Annotated in this window: 17 protein-coding genes and 1 tRNA gene; 11 read left to right on the forward strand and 7 right to left on the reverse strand. The window is 41.7% G+C overall.

Going from position 1 to position 21,023, the window contains the following annotated elements; genetic code table 11:
• Positions 1–12: 12 nt before the first annotated feature.
• Positions 13–1,707 (reverse strand): gamma-glutamyltransferase, encoded by a 1,695-nt coding sequence (ggt, locus tag DDZ16_RS11310; protein WP_158275653.1) that lies wholly within the window; start codon positions 1,705–1,707, stop codon positions 13–15.
• 155 nt (positions 1,708–1,862) lie between these two features.
• Positions 1,863–1,935, reverse strand: a tRNA-Met gene (locus DDZ16_RS11315).
• A 245-nt stretch (positions 1,936–2,180) separates the two neighbouring features.
• Between DDZ16_RS11315 and DDZ16_RS11320 the strand changes: the two genes are divergently transcribed.
• The 8 genes from DDZ16_RS11320 to pdxA all read left to right on the forward strand — a co-directional run bounded on the left by DDZ16_RS11320 (position 2,181) and on the right by pdxA (position 10,438).
• Entirely contained in the window at positions 2,181–3,074 is an 894-nt protein-coding gene (locus tag DDZ16_RS11320) for a M23 family metallopeptidase (protein ID WP_109264586.1), read from the forward strand.
• Between the two features lie 148 nt (positions 3,075–3,222).
• Positions 3,223–4,377 (forward strand): 1-deoxy-D-xylulose-5-phosphate reductoisomerase, encoded by a 1,155-nt coding sequence (locus tag DDZ16_RS11325; RefSeq protein WP_109264587.1) that lies wholly within the window; start codon positions 3,223–3,225, stop codon positions 4,375–4,377.
• A gap of 65 nt (positions 4,378–4,442) precedes the next feature.
• Positions 4,443–5,762 (forward strand): RIP metalloprotease RseP, encoded by a 1,320-nt coding sequence (rseP, locus tag DDZ16_RS11330; RefSeq protein ID WP_109264588.1) that lies wholly within the window; start codon positions 4,443–4,445, stop codon positions 5,760–5,762.
• 397 nt (positions 5,763–6,159) lie between these two features.
• Positions 6,160–6,384 (forward strand): Sec-independent protein translocase subunit TatA/TatB, encoded by a 225-nt coding sequence (locus DDZ16_RS11335; protein ID WP_109264589.1) that lies wholly within the window; start codon positions 6,160–6,162, stop codon positions 6,382–6,384.
• Between the two features lie 80 nt (positions 6,385–6,464).
• Positions 6,465–7,694, forward strand: coding sequence for a lytic transglycosylase domain-containing protein (locus DDZ16_RS11340; RefSeq protein ID WP_109264590.1), 1,230 nt, complete (start codon positions 6,465–6,467; stop codon positions 7,692–7,694).
• 79 nt (positions 7,695–7,773) lie between these two features.
• Positions 7,774–8,805 carry a DUF4837 family protein gene (locus tag DDZ16_RS11345; RefSeq protein WP_109264591.1) on the forward strand — a complete coding sequence of 344 codons (1,032 nt, stop codon included), beginning with the start codon at positions 7,774–7,776 and terminating at the stop codon, positions 8,803–8,805.
• On the forward strand, positions 8,802–9,173 hold the full coding sequence (locus DDZ16_RS11350) for a hypothetical protein (protein WP_109264592.1): 372 nt from the start codon (positions 8,802–8,804) through the stop codon (positions 9,171–9,173). The genes DDZ16_RS11345 and DDZ16_RS11350 overlap by 4 nt, the downstream gene beginning before the upstream one ends.
• A gap of 203 nt (positions 9,174–9,376) precedes the next feature.
• Positions 9,377–10,438, forward strand: coding sequence for a 4-hydroxythreonine-4-phosphate dehydrogenase PdxA (gene pdxA / locus DDZ16_RS11355; RefSeq protein WP_109264593.1), 1,062 nt, complete (start codon positions 9,377–9,379; stop codon positions 10,436–10,438).
• Positions 10,439–10,515: 77 nt separating this feature from the next.
• Here the strand turns inward: pdxA and lpxA are convergent, their stop codons facing one another.
• The 4 genes from lpxA to DDZ16_RS11375 form a co-directional block, all read right to left on the reverse strand.
• Positions 10,516–11,313 (reverse strand): acyl-ACP--UDP-N-acetylglucosamine O-acyltransferase, encoded by a 798-nt coding sequence (gene lpxA / locus DDZ16_RS11360; RefSeq protein WP_109264594.1) that lies wholly within the window; start codon positions 11,311–11,313, stop codon positions 10,516–10,518.
• 61 nt (positions 11,314–11,374) lie between these two features.
• A complete protein-coding gene (locus tag DDZ16_RS11365) occupies positions 11,375–12,775 on the reverse strand; it encodes a bifunctional UDP-3-O-[3-hydroxymyristoyl] N-acetylglucosamine deacetylase/3-hydroxyacyl-ACP dehydratase (protein ID WP_109264595.1) in 1,401 nt (466 codons plus the stop codon).
• Between the two features lie 49 nt (positions 12,776–12,824).
• Positions 12,825–13,853 (reverse strand): UDP-3-O-(3-hydroxymyristoyl)glucosamine N-acyltransferase, encoded by a 1,029-nt coding sequence (lpxD, locus tag DDZ16_RS11370; RefSeq protein ID WP_109264596.1) that lies wholly within the window; start codon positions 13,851–13,853, stop codon positions 12,825–12,827.
• A gap of 157 nt (positions 13,854–14,010) precedes the next feature.
• Positions 14,011–15,246: an HD domain-containing protein gene (locus DDZ16_RS11375; protein ID WP_109264720.1), complete on the reverse strand. Its 1,236-nt coding sequence runs from the start codon at positions 15,244–15,246 to the stop codon at positions 14,011–14,013.
• A 258-nt stretch (positions 15,247–15,504) separates the two neighbouring features.
• Between DDZ16_RS11375 and rimP the strand changes: the two genes are divergently transcribed.
• The 3 genes from rimP (at position 15,505) to infB (ending at position 20,546) form a co-directional block, all read left to right on the forward strand.
• Positions 15,505–15,969 carry a ribosome assembly cofactor RimP gene (gene rimP / locus DDZ16_RS11380; RefSeq protein ID WP_109264597.1) on the forward strand — a complete coding sequence of 155 codons (465 nt, stop codon included), beginning with the start codon at positions 15,505–15,507 and terminating at the stop codon, positions 15,967–15,969.
• Between the two features lie 121 nt (positions 15,970–16,090).
• A complete protein-coding gene (gene nusA, locus DDZ16_RS11385; protein ID WP_109264598.1) occupies positions 16,091–17,329 on the forward strand; it encodes a transcription termination factor NusA in 1,239 nt (412 codons plus the stop codon).
• A 64-nt stretch (positions 17,330–17,393) separates the two neighbouring features.
• A complete protein-coding gene (gene infB, locus DDZ16_RS11390) occupies positions 17,394–20,546 on the forward strand; it encodes a translation initiation factor IF-2 (protein ID WP_109264599.1) in 3,153 nt (1,050 codons plus the stop codon).
• A gap of 77 nt (positions 20,547–20,623) precedes the next feature.
• Here the strand turns inward: infB and gcvH are convergent, their stop codons facing one another.
• On the reverse strand, positions 20,624–21,001 hold the full coding sequence (gene gcvH, locus DDZ16_RS11395; protein ID WP_109264600.1) for a glycine cleavage system protein GcvH: 378 nt from the start codon (positions 20,999–21,001) through the stop codon (positions 20,624–20,626).
• Between the last annotated feature and the right edge of the window lie 22 nt (positions 21,002–21,023).

The following is a 21,023-nucleotide window of genomic DNA, read 5'->3' on the forward strand; positions in this document are numbered from 1 at the left end:
TTTTAAGAGAAATTAATAGCCTGCAGCCTGACCATCCTTACGGGACTCAGATGCGCCAATGTAGACTCCCCTTTCATTGTCATACATAATCCCTTGAAATCCACCATATCCACCCAGGTCGAATGACACAATATGTCCCATTTGCATTAAACCACGAACGGTCTCATAAGGAATGCCGCTTTCGACGTGAATTTCACCTTTTGTTTTGTGCGAAACTCCGGTGGGTGTACTCCCTCCGCTGTGCGAAAACCGAGGTGCATCGCCCGCTTCCTGGAGGTTCATTTCAAAATCGATGAGGTTCATGATGATTTGTACATGCCCCTGAGGCTGAAAATCGCCACCCATAACCCCAAAGCTTAGCCAGGGCTTTTTATCTTTTGTTACAAAGGCAGGAATGATGGTGTGAAAAGGTCTTTTGCCGGGAGCATATTCGTTGGCATCTCCAGGATTCAGGGAAAACAATTCTCCACGGTTTTGAAGCATGAACCCTAATCCGGGTGGAACCATACCTGATCCCATTCCCCGGTAATTGCTCTGGATGAGAGAAACCATATTCCCCCACTGATCCGCAACAGTTAAGTATACAGTCTCACTGTGATTTTGCATTCCAGGTGTGTAGGAGCCGGCTCTTGCGGAGTCAATCAGAGATCTTCTCTTTTTGGCATAAACCTTAGAGAGCAACTTATCAAGGGGAAGTTTTGCAAAGTCCGGATCGGCAATGTAGTTGGCCCGATCTTCGAATGCTATTTTTTTTGCTTCGTTGACTAAATGAAGATGACGAGCGGTGCCAAATTCCTCCGGGGAAAACTCAAAACCTTCCAGAATGTTGAGCATGATTTGAGCCGTGATTCCCTGTCCGTTAGGAGGTAACTCCCAGACGGTGTAACCTTTGTAGTTTACAGGAATAGGCTCAACCCACTCAGAATGATGAAGGGTGAAGTCTTCCTCACTAAGGAAGCCTCCTTGCCCCTGGATGAAATTTACAATGGTTTTGGCAATTCGGCCATTGTAAAAAGCATCCCGTCCTTTTTCGGCAATTAGTCTGTAAGTATTTGCAAGGTCCGGGTTTTTAAAAATATCCCCTTTTTCAGGTGCTTTTCCGTCAATGGAATATGTTTCCATAACATTAGGGAATTTCCGGAAATGGTTTAGAGATAACTTCCAGTAATGGCTGATCAGTTCTGTTACGGGAAATCCTTCTTCGGCATAATCAGCTGCCGGAGCCAGTATTTGTTCCATTGGCATTTTCCCGAATTTATCATGTAATTCAAACCATGCATCGACACAGCCCGGAACTGAAACAGGAAGAGGACCGAATGAGGGTATTTTCTCTATTCTATTGGAGATGAAATAATCGTTTGTTAGCAATCGTGGAGAACGACCGCTTCCATTTATGCCATAAAGACTATTGGACTCAGCGTCCCAGACAAGCGCAAATAAATCTCCACCGATTCCGGAGCCCGTAGGTTCCATGAGTCCTAATGCAGCATTAGCGGCTATAGCAGCATCGGTCGCGGTGCCTCCTTTTTTTAGGATCTCAAGGCCTATTTGTGTGGCCAGCGGATGACTGGTGGCTACCATTCCTTTTTTGCCAATAATTTCTGAACGTGTAGCAAATGTGCGGCCTGTAATGCGGTCCTGAGCAATGGAGTATACTGCTGTTGTGAGAATCACCGCTGAAAAAAGCAGTTTTCTGAAATTGGACATCCTGATGTTTTTTCTTGTGATTTGTGTTGTCAAATGCTTGCTGTGCCTGCAATTTAAGAAAAATGGCGGATTAATACAATTGCTGTCCGAATTCTTTTGATCCGGAAAGTCAATAAAAAAAAAGCCGTAAAGCATTTTTGCTTTACGGCTTTTAGTAGCGGGGGCCAGACTCGAACTGACGACCTTTGGGTTATGAGCCCAACGAGCTACCAACTGCTCCACCCCGCAATATATCTTAAAACGTGTGTTTTCTTCTTGATTGCGGTTGCAAATATAAAGGCTTTTCCAGCTCCCACCAAATGTTTTTGCTGTTAAAATGTGATAAAAAAAAGTGGTCGTCTTTCTTTGTGTTGGTAACTAGATTGTTCCGGTTTGAAAAAAAATATACATAAGGCGGTCCTTTTTCGCTACGTCCATAATAATGCTTAATTTTGTGGGGTTAGAGGAGTAGTTTATGCATTTGAAAATTCATCATGGCCGGCAAAAAGCGAAAAGAATTTATTCAGAAACTTAAGAGCAAGTATAAACTTGCAATCTTCAATGAACAAACCTATGAGGAAGTATTGGTTTTGAGGCTTTCGAGGCTGAATGTTTTTACCTTGGTTGGAGCTTCAGCCATTGTCTTAATTATTCTGGTGAGTTTGTTGATTGCTTTTACAGGACTCAGGGAATATATTCCCGGTTATCCCGATGCGAATCAAAGGTTGCTGATAGTGAGAAATGCCCAGCGGGTAGACTCTCTTTATATTGAGCTCGAAAAAAGAAACAAGTTCATAGAGAACATGCAAAATATTCTTGATGGAGGTGTGCCGGAATCGCCCGATGAACCCACCATGGGGGATCAGGAGGATGCTCCGTCAACAACAGCCAATAACTCAATGACGGATATTGAGTTTTCCAGATCTGAAGAAGATTCTCTTTTCAGGGCTTTGGTAGAGAAAGAGGAAAGGTTTAACGTATCGGATAAGCCTACTCGAAATTCCGGCCAGCTTTTAGAAAATACTTTTTTGTTTACACCTTTGAAAGGGATGGTTGTAAATGAGTTTGGAGATCCCAGAGGACATTACGGTGTTGATATTGTTGCTGGCCCCGGGGCGCGTGTTTCTGCAGTTATGGATGGCGTTGTGGTTTTTTCGGGCTGGACCGTTGAGACAGGCTATGTGATTCAATTGCAACACTCCAATAACCTGATTTCAATGTACAAGCACAATGAGCGGTTGCTTAAATCAACCGGAGAACATGTTAAAGCAGGTGAGGCCATTGCCAATGTTGGAAATTCCGGTGAGTTAACTACCGGCCCGCATTTACACTTTGAGTTGTGGTACAATGGAGTTCCGCTTGATCCGCAGGAATACATTTCTTTTTAGTGAAAGCTTAGCTTAAACCAGGTGAATGAAATTTTGTCAGATGCTGAATATTGCTGTTTCTGTAAACACCGATGCTGGAAAATCAGGCTTGAGTATTCTGAATAAAAAGTTCTTCGAAAGCATTATCCTTAAAATCAATTAGTAAATAATGAAACGTCGAATCGCCATTCTTGGCTCAACCGGCTCAATCGGTACACAGGCACTTCAGGTAATAGATCAACACCCCGATCTTTTTGAAGTAGAAATTTTAACTGCTGGTAATAATGCTGATCTTCTGGTTCAGCAAGCTCGAAAATATGAGCCCAATGTTGTTGTTATTGGAAATGAGGAGAAATATAAATGGGTTTGTAGAGAGCTGGAAGATTTGCCTGTCAAAGTCTATGCAGGGAAAGAGGCGTTATCCCAGGTTGGGGCGACGGGAACTGTGGATATGGTGCTTGTGGCTCTTGTCGGATTTTCCGGGTTGATGCCTACCATCAGGGCCATTGAAGCAGGTAAGCCAATTGCCCTGGCCAACAAAGAAACCCTGGTGGTCGCAGGTGATTTGATCATGCAACTGGCCCGTGAGAAAAAAGTACCTGTTCTCCCTGTTGATTCTGAACATTCCGCAATATTTCAGTGCCTGGTTGGTGAAACTGACAATCCCTTAGAAAAAATTATTCTTACGGCTTCCGGAGGCCCCTTTAGAGGGAAAAATGTTGACTTTCTGCGAAAAGTGACCCGTTGCCAGGCATTGAATCATCCCAATTGGAAAATGGGGGATAAAATAACCATCGATTCAGCCTCCCTTATGAATAAAGGCTTTGAGGCAATTGAAGCCAAATGGTTGTTTGACCTCAAGCCTGAGCAGATAGAAATAGTTGTCCATCCTCAATCTATTGTCCATTCGATGATTCAATTTAGGGATGGTTCAATAAAAGCCCAGATGGGATTGCCGGACATGAAATTGCCGATTCAATATGCTATGGGATACCCTCGAAGATTGGCGAATGGATTTCCGAGGTTTAATTTTACCGACTTTCCAAGTCTGACATTTGAAAAGGCAGATGTCAGTGTTTTCAGAAATCTTTCGCTGGCGTTTGATGCCATGAACAAAGGGGGCAATATGCCCTGTATTGTCAATGCCGCCAATGAGGTGGCAGTTGAAGCTTTTCTGAAAAGCAGAATTGGTTTTGTGGAGATGTCCTCGGTTATTGAACAAACAATGACTAAAACATCTTTTTTAAAGGCTCCGGTATTTCAGGATTATATTGAAACAGATAAAGAAGCCCGTATTGTTGCGGCAGAGATTGTGGCCAAATAAAGAAAAACAATATATTTGCGGATTCTCTTGTGAAAAAATGAACCAGATTTAACTTAAAGAAGAACATGGAATTTCTGATAAAAGCACTACAATTGATTTTAAGCTTGTCCATTCTCGTTATATTGCATGAGTTTGGGCACTTTCTTTTTGCCCGGCTGTTTAATACACGGGTAGAAAAGTTTTATTTGTTTTTTAATCCCGGATTTTCATTATTCAAATTCCGTAAGGGCGATACCGAGTATGGTATGGGGTGGTTGCCACTTGGTGGGTATGTCAAAATTTCCGGGATGATTGATGAGTCAATGGATAAAGAACAAATGAAACAACCGGCACAGCCTTGGGAGTTTAGAGCCAAACCGGCTTGGCAGCGACTTTTAATTATGGTTGGAGGAGTGTTGGTTAACTTCATTACAGCCATGGTTATTTTTTGGATGATTCTTTTTAAATGGGGGGAATCATACATCCCGGTCGAAGGTGCCTCATACGGTTTTTCATACCATCCAATAGGGCATGAGCTCGGTCTTCAGGATGGAGACAAAGTGTTAGCAGTTGATACTTTCAAAGTGGAAACGGTGGGTGATGTGATCCGACACGTGCTTTTGGAGGATCCTGATTATTTTACTGTTGAAAGAGAGGACTCAGTATTTCAACTCTCGTTACCGGATGAGTTGGGACAGAAGTTTTTATCTGAAGGAGTAAAACGATTTGCTCAATACCGTATTCCATTTGTTGTAGATTCTGTGGTGCCCGGAATGCCTGCCGAGGAAGCCGGACTTTTAAAAGGGGACAGCCTGGTGGCAGTGGCAGGAAAAGATGCACCTTTCTTTAATCAGTTTGTTGATGAATTGTTTCACCATAAAGGAGACTCTACCACAGTCTCATTTTACCGAAATGGTGAATTAATGTCCTTGCCTATGGGCGTTAATAAGTCTGGTAAGATTGGTGTTGGACCCAAAGCACCTTCAACTTATCTCGATATCAAAACCCGGGAATATGGTTTTTGGGAAGCTTTCCCGGCCGGAATAGATAAGGGTTTTGGTATTCTGGTTGGTTATGTCAAGCAAATGCGCCTTATCTTTACAAAAGAAGGAGCCCGGCAGGTGGGTGGTTTTGGAACCATAGGAAGTTTGTTTCCTGCAAGTTGGGACTGGAACAGCTTTTGGTATACCACAGGTTTTCTATCACTTATTCTTGCATTTATGAATATTCTGCCTATTCCCGCACTTGACGGCGGGCACGTGTTGTTCCTTCTTTATGAAATCGTTTCCCGACGTAAGCCAAGTGAGAAGTTCCTTGAACATGCCCAGCTTGTTGGAATGATTTTATTGATTGGCTTGCTGTTGTATGCAAATGGGAACGATTTGTTCCGTTGGTTGTTCGAATGACAGGGGCTGACTTCCTGTGTAAGGATTTAGCCTGATAATATAGTTGTTGTTGTTTTCTCAAATGTGAAAAGTGAATTTTCGTTAGTTAGTGCCCGTATATAAAGTCGGGAAAGTTTGTAAACAGTTTTGTGTCTGGTCAGAAAGGGCCAGTTGCAATCCCGAGGCTTCGGGAGCGAAGCCTGAAAATACGCAGTCCCGATCCCTCGGGATGAGTAATTTTCGGGCAAGCGTAACGCGGTAAATGGAACTTTATGGAAACGCACTAGTCAGGGTTAAGGAATTTTCAAGGTAAAAACATATTATCCGATTAATAAATTTATACATTTGTGAAAGAACTTTTTGGGAATGTTTTTAAGCATTTTAAGAAGTTTTAATAAGAAATTCTAATATTAAGAATATGGAACTAAATAGTATTTTTTTATTTGGCATTCCTAGTGGCATGGAGTGGGTGCTGGTGATTTTAGCTCTGTTGTTATTATTTGGTGGTCGCAAGATTCCTGAATTAATGAAAGGGCTTGGACAGGGAATGAAGGAATTCAAAAAAGCCAGAAATGAAGCATCAGATGACTCAAAAAAGTCTGTTGATGAAAGCAATGGAAAGGACGACGAGAAAAAGTCCTGAAAAGCAATGTTGATGCAGTTTGATTAACTCTCTTTTTTTAAAGGAGTTATATTTTCTACTTTTCAAGAGGTGTGTTGTTTATGCTCAAACAAATTCTGTTTTGTGCGGGTGTTTTTTTGCTTTGTTTTGTAGCGGTAAAGGGGCAATCGGATAAAAATAGGGTCCATGTTCCCGGATATCTTGTGGAATCCAGGGTTGAAAAACTTGATCTTAAAACACCTGTCTCCCTGGTTTATAATCAATATGTTCAGGCTTATATCGATGTTTATACTTTCAAAAGGCCTGATCACCTTTCAAATATTCTTGCAAGATCGGAACTTTACTTTCCTTTATTTGAGGAATATCTTGATAAGTATGATCTTCCGCTGGAATTGAAGTATCTGGCAGTTATCGAATCGGCACTTGACCCCCGTGCCAAATCTTCTTCGGGAGCCTATGGCCTGTGGCAATTTCTGTACCAGTCTTCCCGTATGTTTGATCTAAAAATCAATTCTTATGTGGATGAACGTGCAGATCCTGTTAAGGCAACAGATGCCGCCTGCCGGTATTTGAAGTACTTATATGCCAATTTTAATGATTGGTCGCTGGCAATTGCAGCCTATAATGGTGGAATAGGAGTGGTCAAAGAAGCAATTTTGAAAACAGGAGGGGAGACAGACTACTGGAAACTTCGACCCCATTTGCCTGAACAGGTAAGAGGCTATGTCCCGGCATTTATTGCCGTTAACTATGCTATGAAGTATTACCCTTCATATGAAATACAAAAGAGGGAGGCGGAGTTTTCCTATGATGATTTGCATACAACAACATTGAGCGGGGGGATTACATTTGACCAAATATCCCGAAAAACCGGGATAAAGGAGGATGTCTTAAGACTTTTAAACCCTGTTTATAAGATGGATTATATCCCGGCCTGCCAAAAACCTGTTCGTATTGTTTTACCTAAAGAAAATTTGGTGAACTTTATGCAAAATAAATCTTCTTTTATTTTGGAAAAAGAACCTGTGGTAGAGAGAAATCCTGCTCCCGGAGATACAGCAGGCCGAACAAAATTAAGTCACATTGTTGCCCGTGGAGAATTTTTTCATGAAATAGCCATGAGATATCAGTGCACCGTTGAAGATTTAATGGTTTGGAATGATTTTGAAGACAAGAATTTGTTGGCTGGACAAAGATTAACGGTGTGGGAACCTGTTTTGTCCAATTGTAGCCGTATACGAATTTTGGATGTAGAAGAGGGGGTTGATTTTCATGATTTTAACACAAGTGCCAGACCTTCCATAAATGAGGTTGCAAATGTCTCTAACTGATTTTCCCGGTGCTTTGGGCTTTTTTTTGTAACTTCAACCTTGACAGATATCAGTTTGAAATACCTTAAAATATGATTCAATGAATAAAAAATCCAGGCCTAAACATCTAATTTTCTTTTTGGTAATGGTTGCGCCATTACTTCTTTTTTCATGCAAAAACAAAGGGGGTGTTCATAAACCTAATATTTCCGGTAGCACAGGGGAAATGCTGATTGTCATGAACGACTCTGTAAGAAGCTCTGCAGGTGGAAAACAACTTGAGTCGGTAATGCGCCAGTCGGTTGTGGCATTACCACAGGCCGAAAACTTATTCGATGTATCCATTATTCCTCACCGGGCTTTTAGTGAGCGGTTAAGGTCTTTCAGAAACCTGGTTATTGTAAAGTTAGGGCCAGAACAACAGACAGGGATTAAGTATTATAAAGATCAATGGGGAAAACAACAGGCTATGGCCCGGATTTTTGCAAAGGACACCTGGGAGCTCGATTCCCTTATAAATGAAGACGAAGTAAAATTGACCGGCTTCTTTGTAAAAGCAGAGAGAGAGCGAAGTCAAAGATATTATAGAAAATATATTAATAGAAACCTGACTGAGAAGTTTCAGGAGAAGTGGGATGCTTTTATGATTGTGCCTGTTAATTACACAGAAAATAAGCCAGGCAAAGATTTTATGTGGATGTCTCACGAAACACCTTTGGTGAGTCAGGGGTTGTTGGTTTATTCTTTTGAATATACAGGCCATGAATCTATTTCAGAGGCCTACTTGTTGAATAAACGCGATTCTGTTTTAAAGATAAATGTTCCGGGGCCTTCACAAGGTTCTTACATGGAAACAGAAAACAGGGTTCCGGTTACCTACAAACGATTTTTGCATAATGATCACCAAATTGTAGAGATGCGGGGTCTGTGGAGGGTTGAAGGTGACCTTATGGGCGGACCGTTTGTCAGTTTTGCTCACATCGATCCCGAAAATAGCAGAATTGTTGTGACAGAGGGGTATGTGTATGCCCCGGAAAAACCGGAAAAACGTAATCTTGTCTGGCAGTTGGAGTCGGTGCTTTATTCATTTAAATTTATAGAAGAAGAACAACAAGATACAGAACAGGAATGAATTACCCATCTCTCACAAACGACGATATTCGAAAAGCCACCAGTAGGGAGGATCTGATAAGAGAAACAGCAGAACAAATTATTAAAGACTTTGCTGAGTTTGATCTTGTGATTCACTTCTCCGGTAATGTTTACGATTTTTATCAGGAGTTATTTGGACAGATGCAGCAGCATGTGGACATTCTGTTGGCATCACAGGGAGAGAAGTTTTTCAATTTGCTTTATCGAATTGATGTGGATCCTAAAGATATCGACCACTATCAGCAACAGTTTCCTGAAACATCCCATGTTGATGTTGTAACAGAACTCATCATACATCGCGAATTAAAGAAGGTGATGATTCGGGAGTATTTTCGTCAGTCTAAATGAGTAATAAAGCATTGGTTACGAAGCTTCTGGATAGATCAATGGTAAACCATACAGTGCTGATAAACTGATTTTTAATGCAATTGTGTCTTTGGCATTAAATAATTGTATTTCAGTTTTTTCAAAAAAACCTGACGAAGTGTTGAATAAGCAGACATTCCATATATATCACATGAGAATCATGTGGCCATTAAATGATTATAGTTATGAGTACAGAAAAAGTTAAAGTTGCAATTACACAGGGAGATATTAATGGAATTGGCTATGAGGTAATTTTTAAAACCCTGTCCGATCCTAAAATTCTTGAAATTTATACACCCGTCATTTACGGATCATCAAAAGTAGCTGCTTACCATAGAAAGGCACTTAATATCCCCAATTTTAGCCTTAATAGCGTTAGATCGGGAGAGGAAGCTCATCCCAAAAGAGTCAATATCGTTAATTGTCTGGACGACAATGTGAGGGTAGAGCTAGGTAAAGCTACCGATACGGGAGGGCAGGCTGCCTTTGAGGCGTTAAAGAAAGCTGTTGAGGATTTGCAAAAGGGAGCGGTAGATGTTTTGGTTACTGCGCCAATAAATAAGAATGCTACTTTTTCCGAAAGCTTCAATTTTCCCGGGCATACCGAATACCTTGCAGAACAATTTGGCACTAAGTCGCACATCATGTTAATGGTAAGCTCAAAGCTTAAAGTCGGTGTTGTTACAGGCCATATCCCTTTAAAGGATGTTGCAGGCCAATTGACTATCGAAAAAGTCCTGGATAAGATTCGTGTTCTGGATAAGACTTTAAGGGTTGATTTTACTGTCCGTAAACCCCGAATCGCAGTGTTAGGTGTTAATCCTCATGCCGGGGATGAAGGGTTATTAGGTAATGAAGAAATAAATATTATTAAACCAGCTATTGACGTTGCCAGAGATGAAGGTATTATGGCGCTCGGGCCTTATCCGGCAGATGGCTTGTTTGGCTCCGGGGATGTCGGCCGGTTTGATGCTGTTTTGGCAATGTATCACGATCAGGGGCTTGCACCTTTCAAAAGTATTGCCTTTTCCGAAGGGGTTAATTTTACAGGTGGATTACCCGTTATCAGAACCTCTCCTGACCATGGTACCGCTTTTGGAATTGCTGGTGAAAATAAGGCTGACGATACCTCTTTCAGGGAAGCCGTCTATCTTGCAATCGATGTATTTAAACAACGTAAAATGCACGAAGAGATTTCTGCAGACCCACTTAAGCCTGCGGATAAAGGAGCCCTTGATTCAGAATAAAAAACTTGAGTTTACAGTATAAAAAAACGGGCGGTCAATTGGCCGCCCGTTTTTTTAGTATCAATATTATTTCCTTTTTAAGAATTACTACTGTTGTCTACATGGTAACCTTTAATAATACCACGCTGTGAATTCTTAATGAAAAGAATGATTTCATCTCTTTCATTTGAAGCTGTTAATTCTGCTTCAATGCGCTCGATGGCTTGTGTGTTATTAAGCCCTTTCTGGAACATAAATCTGTAAATGTCCTGAATATCCCGGATCTGCTCATTTGAGAAATTCCGTCTTCTCAATCCGATAGAGTTCACTCCGGCATAGGAAACAGGTTCACGCCCCGCTTTTACATATGGAGGTACATCTTTACTGACAAGGGTTCCACCGGCCACCATAACATGGGTCCCAATGTGAACAAATTGATGGATGGCGGATAAACCTCCCACAATAGCCCAATCGTCTATTTTTACCTCACCTGCTACCTGTACGCTGTTTACTAGTATTACACGGTTCCCGATTACGCAATCATGGGCAACATGTACGTAAGCCATTAAAAGACAATTGTCACCAACAACGGTCTTTCCTTTTGACTTGGTTCCCCTGTTGATGGTAACAAACTCACGAATTGTGGTGTTGTCACCAATAACGACAAGAGAGTCTTCTCCTTCAAATTTAAGATCCTGAGGAACAGCTGAAATAACTGCTCCTGGGAAAATATTACAGTTTTTTCCGATTCTGGTACCTTCCAATATCGTAACATTGGATCCAATGCGGGTTCCTTCCCCTATTTCCACATTCTTATCAATGGTGGCAAAGGGTTCAATTACCACATTCGGCGCTATTTTTGCTTCGGGATGAATGTATGCTAATGGTTGCTTCATATTGTTTTTGTTTTTCCTTTCCTAATTCAGGAGAACTGGTTAAAATCTCCTGAAGGATGCTTTATTGTTTGTTTTTAGCAATTTGTGCCATAAATTCACCCTCTGCAACAATCGCATTGCCCACGAAGGCTGTTCCTTTCATATTGGCCACTCCGCGTCTGATATCAGTAACCATCTCCAGTTTGAAAACAATGGTATCGCCCGGTACAACTTTTTTCCGGAACTTGATGTTGTCAATCTTCAGAAAATAGGTGCTGTAAAGCTTGGGATCGTCAACCTGGCTTAACACAAGGATGCCTCCAATCTGTGCCATCGCTTCAACTTGTAAAACACCTGGCATTACAGGCTCTTCAGGGAAATGACCTACGAAAAATGGTTCATTCATGGTGACGTTCTTGACACCAACAATGGTTTTTTCCTTGAGGTCAATAATTTTATCTACTAAAAGGAATGGTGGTCGGTGTGGCAGGTAGTTTTTTATGGCGTTGATGTCATAGACCGGTGTGGCCTCAGGATCGTAAGGCGGAGCATCCGTTTTCATTTGCCTGCGCTTGATTTCTTTTCTTACCGCCTTTGCAAATTCAGCATTGATTTTATGGCCCGGCTTCTTGGCGATAATGCGTCCTTTGATGGGCTGACCTGTCAGGGTTAAATCTCCAATCACATCCAACAGCTTATGGCGTGCGGGCTCATTTGGGAAATGTAAATCAAGGTTGTTGAGTATTCCAATTGGCTTAACTTCAATAGATGGTCTGTTGAATAATTTAGCCAGACGGTCTAGCTCCTCTTGCTTAACTTCCTTGTCAATGATAATGATGGCGTTGTCAAGATCTCCACCCTTGATAAGGTTGTTTTTCAAAAGCGGCTCTAATTCGTGAAGGAAAACGAATGTCCGGGACTTGCATATTTCTTTTTCAAACTCGTCCATGCTTTCCATATTGGCAAATTGGTTGGAAAGGAGCATGGAATTATCAAATGAGATCATGGCCTGGTAAGTTTGACCATCTTCAGGGATGGCAACAATCGAACTGCCGGTTTGGGGATCCTCAATAATCATTTTTTCTTTTACCACAAAATACCGACGTTCTTCGTCCTGCTCTTCAATACCTGCCTTTTTGATAGCTTCTACAAAGTGAAAAGCACTTCCATCAAGTATAGGGGCTTCAGGCCCATCAATATCAATGCAGCAGTTGTCAATGCCCATTCCACGAAGTGCGGCCAAACAATGCTCAATGGTGCTTACCCGTGCTTCCTTTTCCTCCAGAACCGTTCCCCTCTCAGTAAAAACCACATTGTCTGCCAGGGCCCGAATGACAGGTTCTCCTTCCAGATCTGTTCTTTTAAAACAAAACCCCGAATTAGCCGGGGCGGGATTCAATGTCAATGTAACTTCAGCTCCGGTGTGCAGCCCGGTACCTTTAAGGGAAACTGCTTCCCGGATTGTTCTTTGTTTATCTGCCATAATAACTGTTATTAGGTCTCAATGGCCCTGTTTTTAGGCCTGTAGGTTCTTATTTTTCTGTAATTTTTTTCTTTAATTCCTGTAGCTGTTTGTATATATCCGGAAGCTTCCTGAATATAACGTATGACTTGTTGTACTCCATTGCATTAAAAGCCGGGGATCCCATTAGGGTTGTTCCTTCCTTCTTTATCGCTCCGCCTACGCCTGTTTGTGCAGCCAGTTTAGTGCCATCAGCCACTTTTATGTGACCTGCGATGCCTACCTGACCTCCAAACATGCAGTTCTTCCCGATTTTTGTACTTCCGGCCACGCCTGTTTGCGCTGCAATAACGGTGTTGGCCCCAACTTCAACATTATGGGCGATTTGAACAAGGTTGTCGAGTTTGGCTCCCCTGCGAATGATCGTGGATCCCATTGTAGCGCGGTCGATAGTTGTATTGGCACCAATTTCAACAAGATCTTCGAGAATGACGTTGCCCACTTGCGGGATTTTTTGATAATCGCCATCGGGTCCCGGCGCAAATCCAAAACCATCTGAGCCGATAACTGCACCTGAATGAATGATGCAATTGTTGCCTACTTTGCAATGTTTGTAAATTTTTGCACCCGAATAAACTATTGTGTCATCTCCAATTTCGACTCCTTCACCAATAAACGCTCCGGGCCATATCTGTGTGTTTTTGCCTATTTTGGTTTTTTCGCTGATGTATGCAAAGGCGCCTACGTATACAAAATCTCCTATCTGTGCATCGTCAGCAATGAATGATGGTTGTTCAATTCCGGTTTTCTTGGGGAGAGAACTTTCATACATTTGAAGCAACTTGGCAAGCGCCTGATAGGCATCCTCAACTTTGATTAAAGTGGCTTTGATTGGTTTTTCGGGGGTGAAGCTCTTATTGACAATAACGACAGAGGCGTCGGTGTTGTATATGTGATGCTCATACTTGGGGTTTGCCAGAAAGGTAAGTGTTTCGCGACGTCCTTCCTCTATCTTGGAAACATCTCTAATCACTTGTTCTGCATTGCCTTCTATTTCTCCTTGTATGAGTTCAGCTATCTGTTGTGCAGTAAATTCCATGTTGAAAAATTTGGGACAAAACTAATAAATATATCCTTTGGTGTAAAATAATGTTGATGTAACTCATGCTTTTTATAGTGGATTGCAGGATGAAGCAGCAAAAATTTGGGTTAAGACGTCCCATTTTGGGGTCCGGACGGAGCTCTGGCATAGGTGTTTATTTGGGATAGCAGAGTATGTATTTGTTAACGGTTTTGGCAAAGGCATTGTGATCCAGCATGTCAGAGGCTCTGGATATGTCTTTGAGTGTGCCGTCTTTGTATAGGATGTTAATATTTTCCTGGCCAACATTGTAAGCACTGTTTGAAATGTGATCCGTAAATACAAAATAATCCATTTCCTCTTTACTTAAATTTAGCAAGGGGCCTTTTTCTTTTTTTAGCTGCTCAATTATTTCTTTGGAATAGGGGGTGTCTGAAATTTCGATCTTAAGAAGCCGACGATTAAGAAGATTAGATGACAGTTTTGCCAAAACAGGGTCCCTGTGGTTTCTCCATTGTTTGAGTGCGCTCATGATGTCGTTGTCGTCGAGCATGATGAAATCTTCCAAAATTTTTGGGTTAGAAAGGAAATCCTTTTTGCAGAAGCGTTTTTCCAAAAATGTTTTTAAAAATGGAGGTGCCGGCACATCTTGTTTGTTCAGAGCCAGGTCTTTTGCACGTTTTAGGATATGAATTAACATTCTTTCGGCAACCAGAGCTGTTTTGTGAAGATAAACCTGCCAATACATGAGCCTTCTTGCCACCAGGAATTTCTCAATGGAATAGATGCCTTTACCTTCGACAACAAGTTCGTTGTTTTTGATTTCCAGCATTTTAATAATTCTGTCCGAGCCAATGACACCTTCAGAAACTCCTGAGAAAAAACTGTCCCGTTTCAGGTAATCCAGTCTGTCCATGTCCAGCTGACTGGAAACAAGCTGGTGAAGGAAAAGCTTATCAGTGTTGCCTTTAAATATGTCAATTGCTTCAGACAAAGCTCCCTTGAAGTGTACGTTTAATTTGTCCATCAGGAGCAATGAAATATCTTCATGATTAAGACTTTCAATTAAAGTTTGCTCGAGCGCATGCGAAAAGGGGCCGTGCCCTATGTCGTGCATAATAATAGCGGAGTGAGCAGCGGTGGATTCGTTTTCCGAAATTTGGCAGCCCTTATTTCTTAAAACTGATATGGCCGTTCCCATTAGAAAAAAAGCACCCAGCGTGTGTTGAAATCTGGTGTGAACAGCTCCGGGGTAAACAAGAGATGTCAGTCCCAGTTGTTTTATTCTGCGAAGCCGCTGAATATACGGGTGCTCAATTAAGCTGTAAAGAATATTGTCCGGAATGCTGATGAAGCCATGAACCGGGTCGTTGACAATCTTTCTTTGACTATATGGCTGCTCTGTTTTCACAATCGTTTTTCTTGTGGTATAAAACACAAAGAAAATCAATCGCGCTGAATACTACAAGTATTGAGACTCTCTGGGAGAGATTGCTTTTTGCAAAAACAAGTAATCTTTATTTTTATGTTGAGCTGGAGTTACTCAAAATGATTTGATTTTTAGGCATAAAGGTTTTTGCATATTTGTTACTCATTGATTATCTTTGCAGCGGTTTTCACAATGAGTGGGTAGGGGACAAGGGTCCCCTATTTTATTAATGTATTGTGCATGATTACAAAAGAGCAAATATTAGATCTGATTGGAGAGAAACTTGAAGACGATGGTTTTTTTCTCGTTGATGTCAGTGTTAAGCCCGGCAATAAGATTGATGTACTCATCGATAGTGAGAAAGGAGTACCTATTGAGTATTGTGTGGAAATTTCCCGGAAAATAGAGCACTCCCTCGATCGTGAGGTGGAGGATTTTTCTTTAGAGGTTTCTTCCCCCGGTATAGGGCAGCCGTTTAAAGTCATTGAGCAGTACGCCAAATGTATTGGAAGGCCCGTGGAAATAGTTACTCCTGACGGACGAGTTCAAAAAGGAATATTGGAAGAGGTAACTGAAGATGGCTTTACGGTGAGTGAGGAAAAGAAAGTCAAAGTCGAAGGAAAAAAGAAAAAAGAGTTGCAGGTTTTTAACCATCAGTTTAGTTTTGACGAAACTAAGAGGGTTAAGGAGATTTTGTCACTTTAAAAGTTTCCTGAGATATTGAGTTAATTCCCGAAATGATGTAATTTAACCTGAAAGAGCTTTTTCTCTATTTTACCGATTAGATACAACTTAAGATAAAAGAACGCATTATATTACAACAGCGATGGAAAATATAAATTTGATAGACACTTTTTCGGAATTTAAAGAACTGAAGAACATTGATCGTGCCACAATGGTGAGGGTTCTCGAAGATTCATTCCGAAGTGTTTTGGTCAAGATTTTTGGGAGTGACGAGAATTTTGACGTCATCGTAAATATTGATAAAGGTGACTTTGAAATCTGGCGTAACCGTGAAGTAATGCCTGATGGAGAAGTTGAAGATCCCAACCTTCAGATTTCGTTAACCGATGCCCGCAAATTTGATGAAGATTATGAAGTAGGGGAGGAAGTAGTTGATGAGGTTGATTTTCATAAGTTTGGAAGAAGAGCGATTTTGACATTGAGGCAAAATCTTGCCGGTCAGATTATGGAACTGGAAAAAGATCATCTCTACAGCAAGTATACTGAGCGTATTGGTGATGTTGTTACCGGAGAAGTTTATCAGATATGGAAACGCGAGATGTTGATTTTGGATGATGAAGGGAATGAGCTGATATTGCCTCGTGCGGAACAAATCCCCGGAGATTTTTTCAGAAAGGGAGAGACCGTTCGTGCTGTTGTGATTCGTGTTGAAATGCGCAACAATACCCCATTGATTATCTTATCTCGTACTTCACCCGTTTTTCTTGAGCGGTTGTTTGAATTTGAAGTTCCTGAGATTTATGACGGGTTAATCACCATTAAGAAAATTGTAAGAGCTCCGGGAGAGAGAGCAAAGGTTGCTGTAGAGTCATATGATGACCGCATCGACCCTGTTGGTGCCTGCGTGGGTATGAAAGGATCACGAATTCATGGTATCGTGCGGGAACTGCATAACGAAAATATTGATGTCATCAATTATACCACTAATGTTCAATTGTTCATTCAGCGTGCTTTAAACCCGGCCAAAGTGTCGAGTATTAAACTGTTTGACGACGAGTCACGCGCCGATGTGTACCTTCAGCCGGAGGAAGTGTCCCTGGCAATTGGAAAAGGTGGACTTAATATCCGATTGGCTAGTCAGCTTACAGGGTATGAAATTGATGTTTATCGCGAAACAGAAGACGAAGATGAAGAAGATGTTTCACTGGATGAATTTACAGATGAAATAGAAAGCTGGATTTTGGATGAATTGAAAGCGATTGGTTGCGATACAGCCAAATCCGTACTTGACTTGACTGTAGAGGATCTAACTAAGAGAACAGATTTGGAAGAGGAGACCATTCGTGAGGTAATTAATATCCTCAAGGCTGAATTTGAATAATTCATTTATCTTTGTCCGTCAAAGATTTTTAATCTTTTTTACCAGAAAAACGAAAGTCCCTTATATGGCAGTTGGAAAAAGACTTAGTAAAATAGCAAAAGAATGTAATGTGGGAATCAACACTATTGTTGAGTTTCTGCATAAGAAGGGGTTCGAGATTGAATCCAACCCGAATACCAAAGTTTCGGAAGAGATGTATGACCTTCTGAAGCAAGAATACCGTTCTGACCTGACGGTTAAAATGGAATCAGAAAAACTGGTCGAAAGAAAACAAAAAGGGAAAAAGTCTTCAGTGTCTATTGAGGATTTGAAGGAAAATAGTGAAGACGGAGACGAAGAAGTCTCTGATGAAGACGTGGAGGAAACTCCTGTTGAGAGGCCCGTGAAGAAAGAAGAGAAGCCAACTGCCGAGGTTTCCACGCCTAAACCAAAAATGGATCTGAAGGTTGTTGGAAAGATAGATCTTGAGAAAAAAGAGAGAACAGCTGAGAAAGAAGAAGAGAAGGAAAAGAAGGAAGAGGTAAAAGAGGAAGAGGTAAAAGAGGAAAAGCCAGCTGCTGAAAAACAACCTTCTGAACAAAAGGATACTTCTGTCCCTGAAAAGGAAGAAGCAGATAAAAAAGATACTACACAGGAACACGATAAAGCCGGTAAACAACCCGAAAAACCTCAGGAAACCGGGGAATCGGGAGGTGAGGATAATGTGGATATTCCGGTGGAGGTACAAAAACCAGACAAAGATTTAAAAGTGGTTGGAAAAATTGACCTTGGAAAAGGGCCGGAATCCAAAAATACTTCTGAAAAGAAAAAAGAGGAGCCTCGAAAGCAGCATAAGCCTAAGGCCTCTAAGAAAGAAGAGAAGGAAGTGAAGCCGGAACCAAAGCCTCAGCGGAAGCAAGAAGAAGGCAAAAAGAAAAACGCTGAACAAGCTATAAGTGCTGAGCAAGCTGAAGCGCCCGATAAGGCCGCAGCGAAACAAAAGCCTGTTGAAAAAGAACAAGCCAAACAACAGGAAGAACAAACCGACGAAAAGAAGGATAAAGATAGTTTCATGCCTACCAAGGTGAAGAAGTTATCCGGCCCTACTGTTGTTGGGAAAATTGATCTTCCTTCAAATGCCCGGAATAATGAAAATAACCGGGATGAACAGCGCAAAAAGAAGAAAAAGCGTAAGCGCATCCGCAAAGAAAAAGAGCGGGTGAATATAAATGAGAAGCAACAACAACAGCAACAGCAAGGTGGTGGCGGTAAGACTTTGGAAAGGAAGGAGAAACGCAAAAAGACCAAAGCTAAAAAACGTCCAGCTCGCCCCGAAGTAAGCGAAGAAGATGTTCAAAAGCAAATTAAGGAAACACTTGCTCGATTAACATCTAAAGGGAAATCAAAAGGAGCGAGACACCGTCGTGACAAGCGTGATGCAGCTGCTCAGAAAGAGCACGACGAGATGGAACGGATATCGGAAGAAAGCAAGGTGCTTAAAGTGACCGAGTTTTTGACCGCCAACGAGTTAGCCAGTCTTATGGACGTTCAGGTGAACCAGGTTATTGCGACCTGTATGAGCTTAGGGCTTTTCGTATCTATTAACCAGCGTTTGGATGCTGAGACCATTACCCTTGTTGCCGAGGAGTATGGTTATAAAGTTGAATTTATAAGCGTCGATGCTGCTGAAACTATCGAAGAAGATATAGACGATCCTGAAGATCTGCAGGCACGTCCTCCTATTATTACCGTAATGGGACACGTTGACCACGGTAAGACGTCTCTTCTTGACCATATTCGTAAAGCGAATGTAATTGCCGGTGAGGCAGGGGGTATAACCCAGCACATTGGAGCCTATAATGTTGAGATGCAGGATGGTCGTGAAATTACCTTTCTAGATACACCAGGTCACGAAGCCTTTACCGCAATGCGTGCCCGGGGTGCTCAGGTGACAGATATTGCCATTATTATTGTGGCTGCTGACGACAATGTAATGCCTCAAACGGTAGAGGCCATAAATCACGCTTCGGCAGCAGGAGTTCCCATTGTGTTTGCAATCAACAAAATTGATAAACCCAATGCCAATCCTGATAAAGTGAAAGAAGAACTGGCTAATATGAATTACCTCATTGAAGAGTGGGGAGGTAAATATCAGTCGCAGGAAATAAGTGCCAAGAATGGTGTCAATATTGACCAGTTGCTTGATAAGGTATTGCTTGAAGCTGATTTGTTAGAACTTAAGGCAAATCCTGAAAAGCCGGCAGTAGGTTCAGTTATTGAATCAACTCTGGACAGAGGTCGTGGATACGTGGCCACTCTTCTTGTTCAGGCAGGTACATTACGTACCGGAGATTTGATCCTTTCAGGGCAGTACTATGGTCACGTCAAAGCCATGTTTAATGAGCGTAACCAAAACATTGATGAGGCCGGACCATCAGAACCGGTATTGATGCTTGGTCTTAACGGTGCTCCACAGGCAGGTGAGAAATTCCATGTTATGGAAAATGAGCGTGAAGCCAAAGAGATTGCCACTAAACGTTCTCAGCTTCAGCGTGAGCAGGGACTTCGAACCCAGAAGCACATTACACTTGATGAAATTGGCCGCCGTATTGCCATCGGTAACTTCCAGGAACTTAATCTGGTTGTGAAAGGTGACGTGGATGGTTCTATCGAAGCATTGGCCGACTCATTAATTAAGCTTTCTACCGAAGAGATTCAGGTGAATGTTATTCACAAAGCAGTTGGACAGATTTCAGAGTCAGACATCATGCTGGCGGCTGCATCAAATGCAATTGTTATTGGTTTCCAGGTACGACCATCTCTGGCTGCACGTCGAATTGCCGAGAAAGAAGAAATAGATATTCGTCTTTACTCCATTATTTACGATGCAATTGAAGAAATTACATCGGCTATGGAGGGTATGCTTTCACCTGAAATTAAGGAGCAGATTACGGCAACCGTCGAAATACGCGAAACCTTTAAGATTACGAAAGTCGGTACAATTGCCGGTTGTATGGTTAAAGAAGGTAAAGTGAAACGCAGCTCAAAGATCAGGGTTATTCGCGATGGTATTGTGATATTTACCGGCGAACTTGGTTCTCTTAAGCGCTTTAAGGACGATGCCAAAGAGGTCGCTTCGGGATATGAATGTGGCTTGAATATTAAGAATTTCAACGATATAAAAGTAGGCGATATTATTGAAGCCTTTGAAGAAGTAGAAGTTTCCAGAACTCTTTAGATTATTCTGGAATGACTGAAATAAAAAAGGCGCTCGAATTTTTCGGGCGCCTTTTCTGTTTTTTTTAAAGAGGAATGTTATCCAATCAATTCTTTATATTGAGCAGCGGACAACAGATCTTCGGCCTGATCGGGATCGGCCATTTCAATTTTAACCATCCAACCGCCGTCATAAGGCTCTTTGTTTACTTTTTCGGGCTCGTTTTCCAGTTCTTCGTTGACTTCGATGATTTTTCCTGAAACTGGCATGTAAAGGTCTGAAACTGTTTTTACAGCTTCAATCGTTCCGAAAACTTCTTCTTTTTCGAGATCCTCATCTTCAGTCTCAATTTCAACAAAAACGATGTCACCCAATTCGTTTTGGGCAAAGTCTGTAATCCCGACGATGGCTACTCCGCCGTCAATTTTAACCCACTCGTGGTCTTTTGTGAATTTTAGGTTTTCCGGTATGTTCATAACAATTTGTTGTTTATGGATT

Origin of the sequence: Marinilabilia rubra, from assembly GCF_003121985.1 — a bacterium.
Classification (GTDB): Bacteria; Bacteroidota; Bacteroidia; order Bacteroidales; family Marinilabiliaceae; genus Marinilabilia; species Marinilabilia rubra.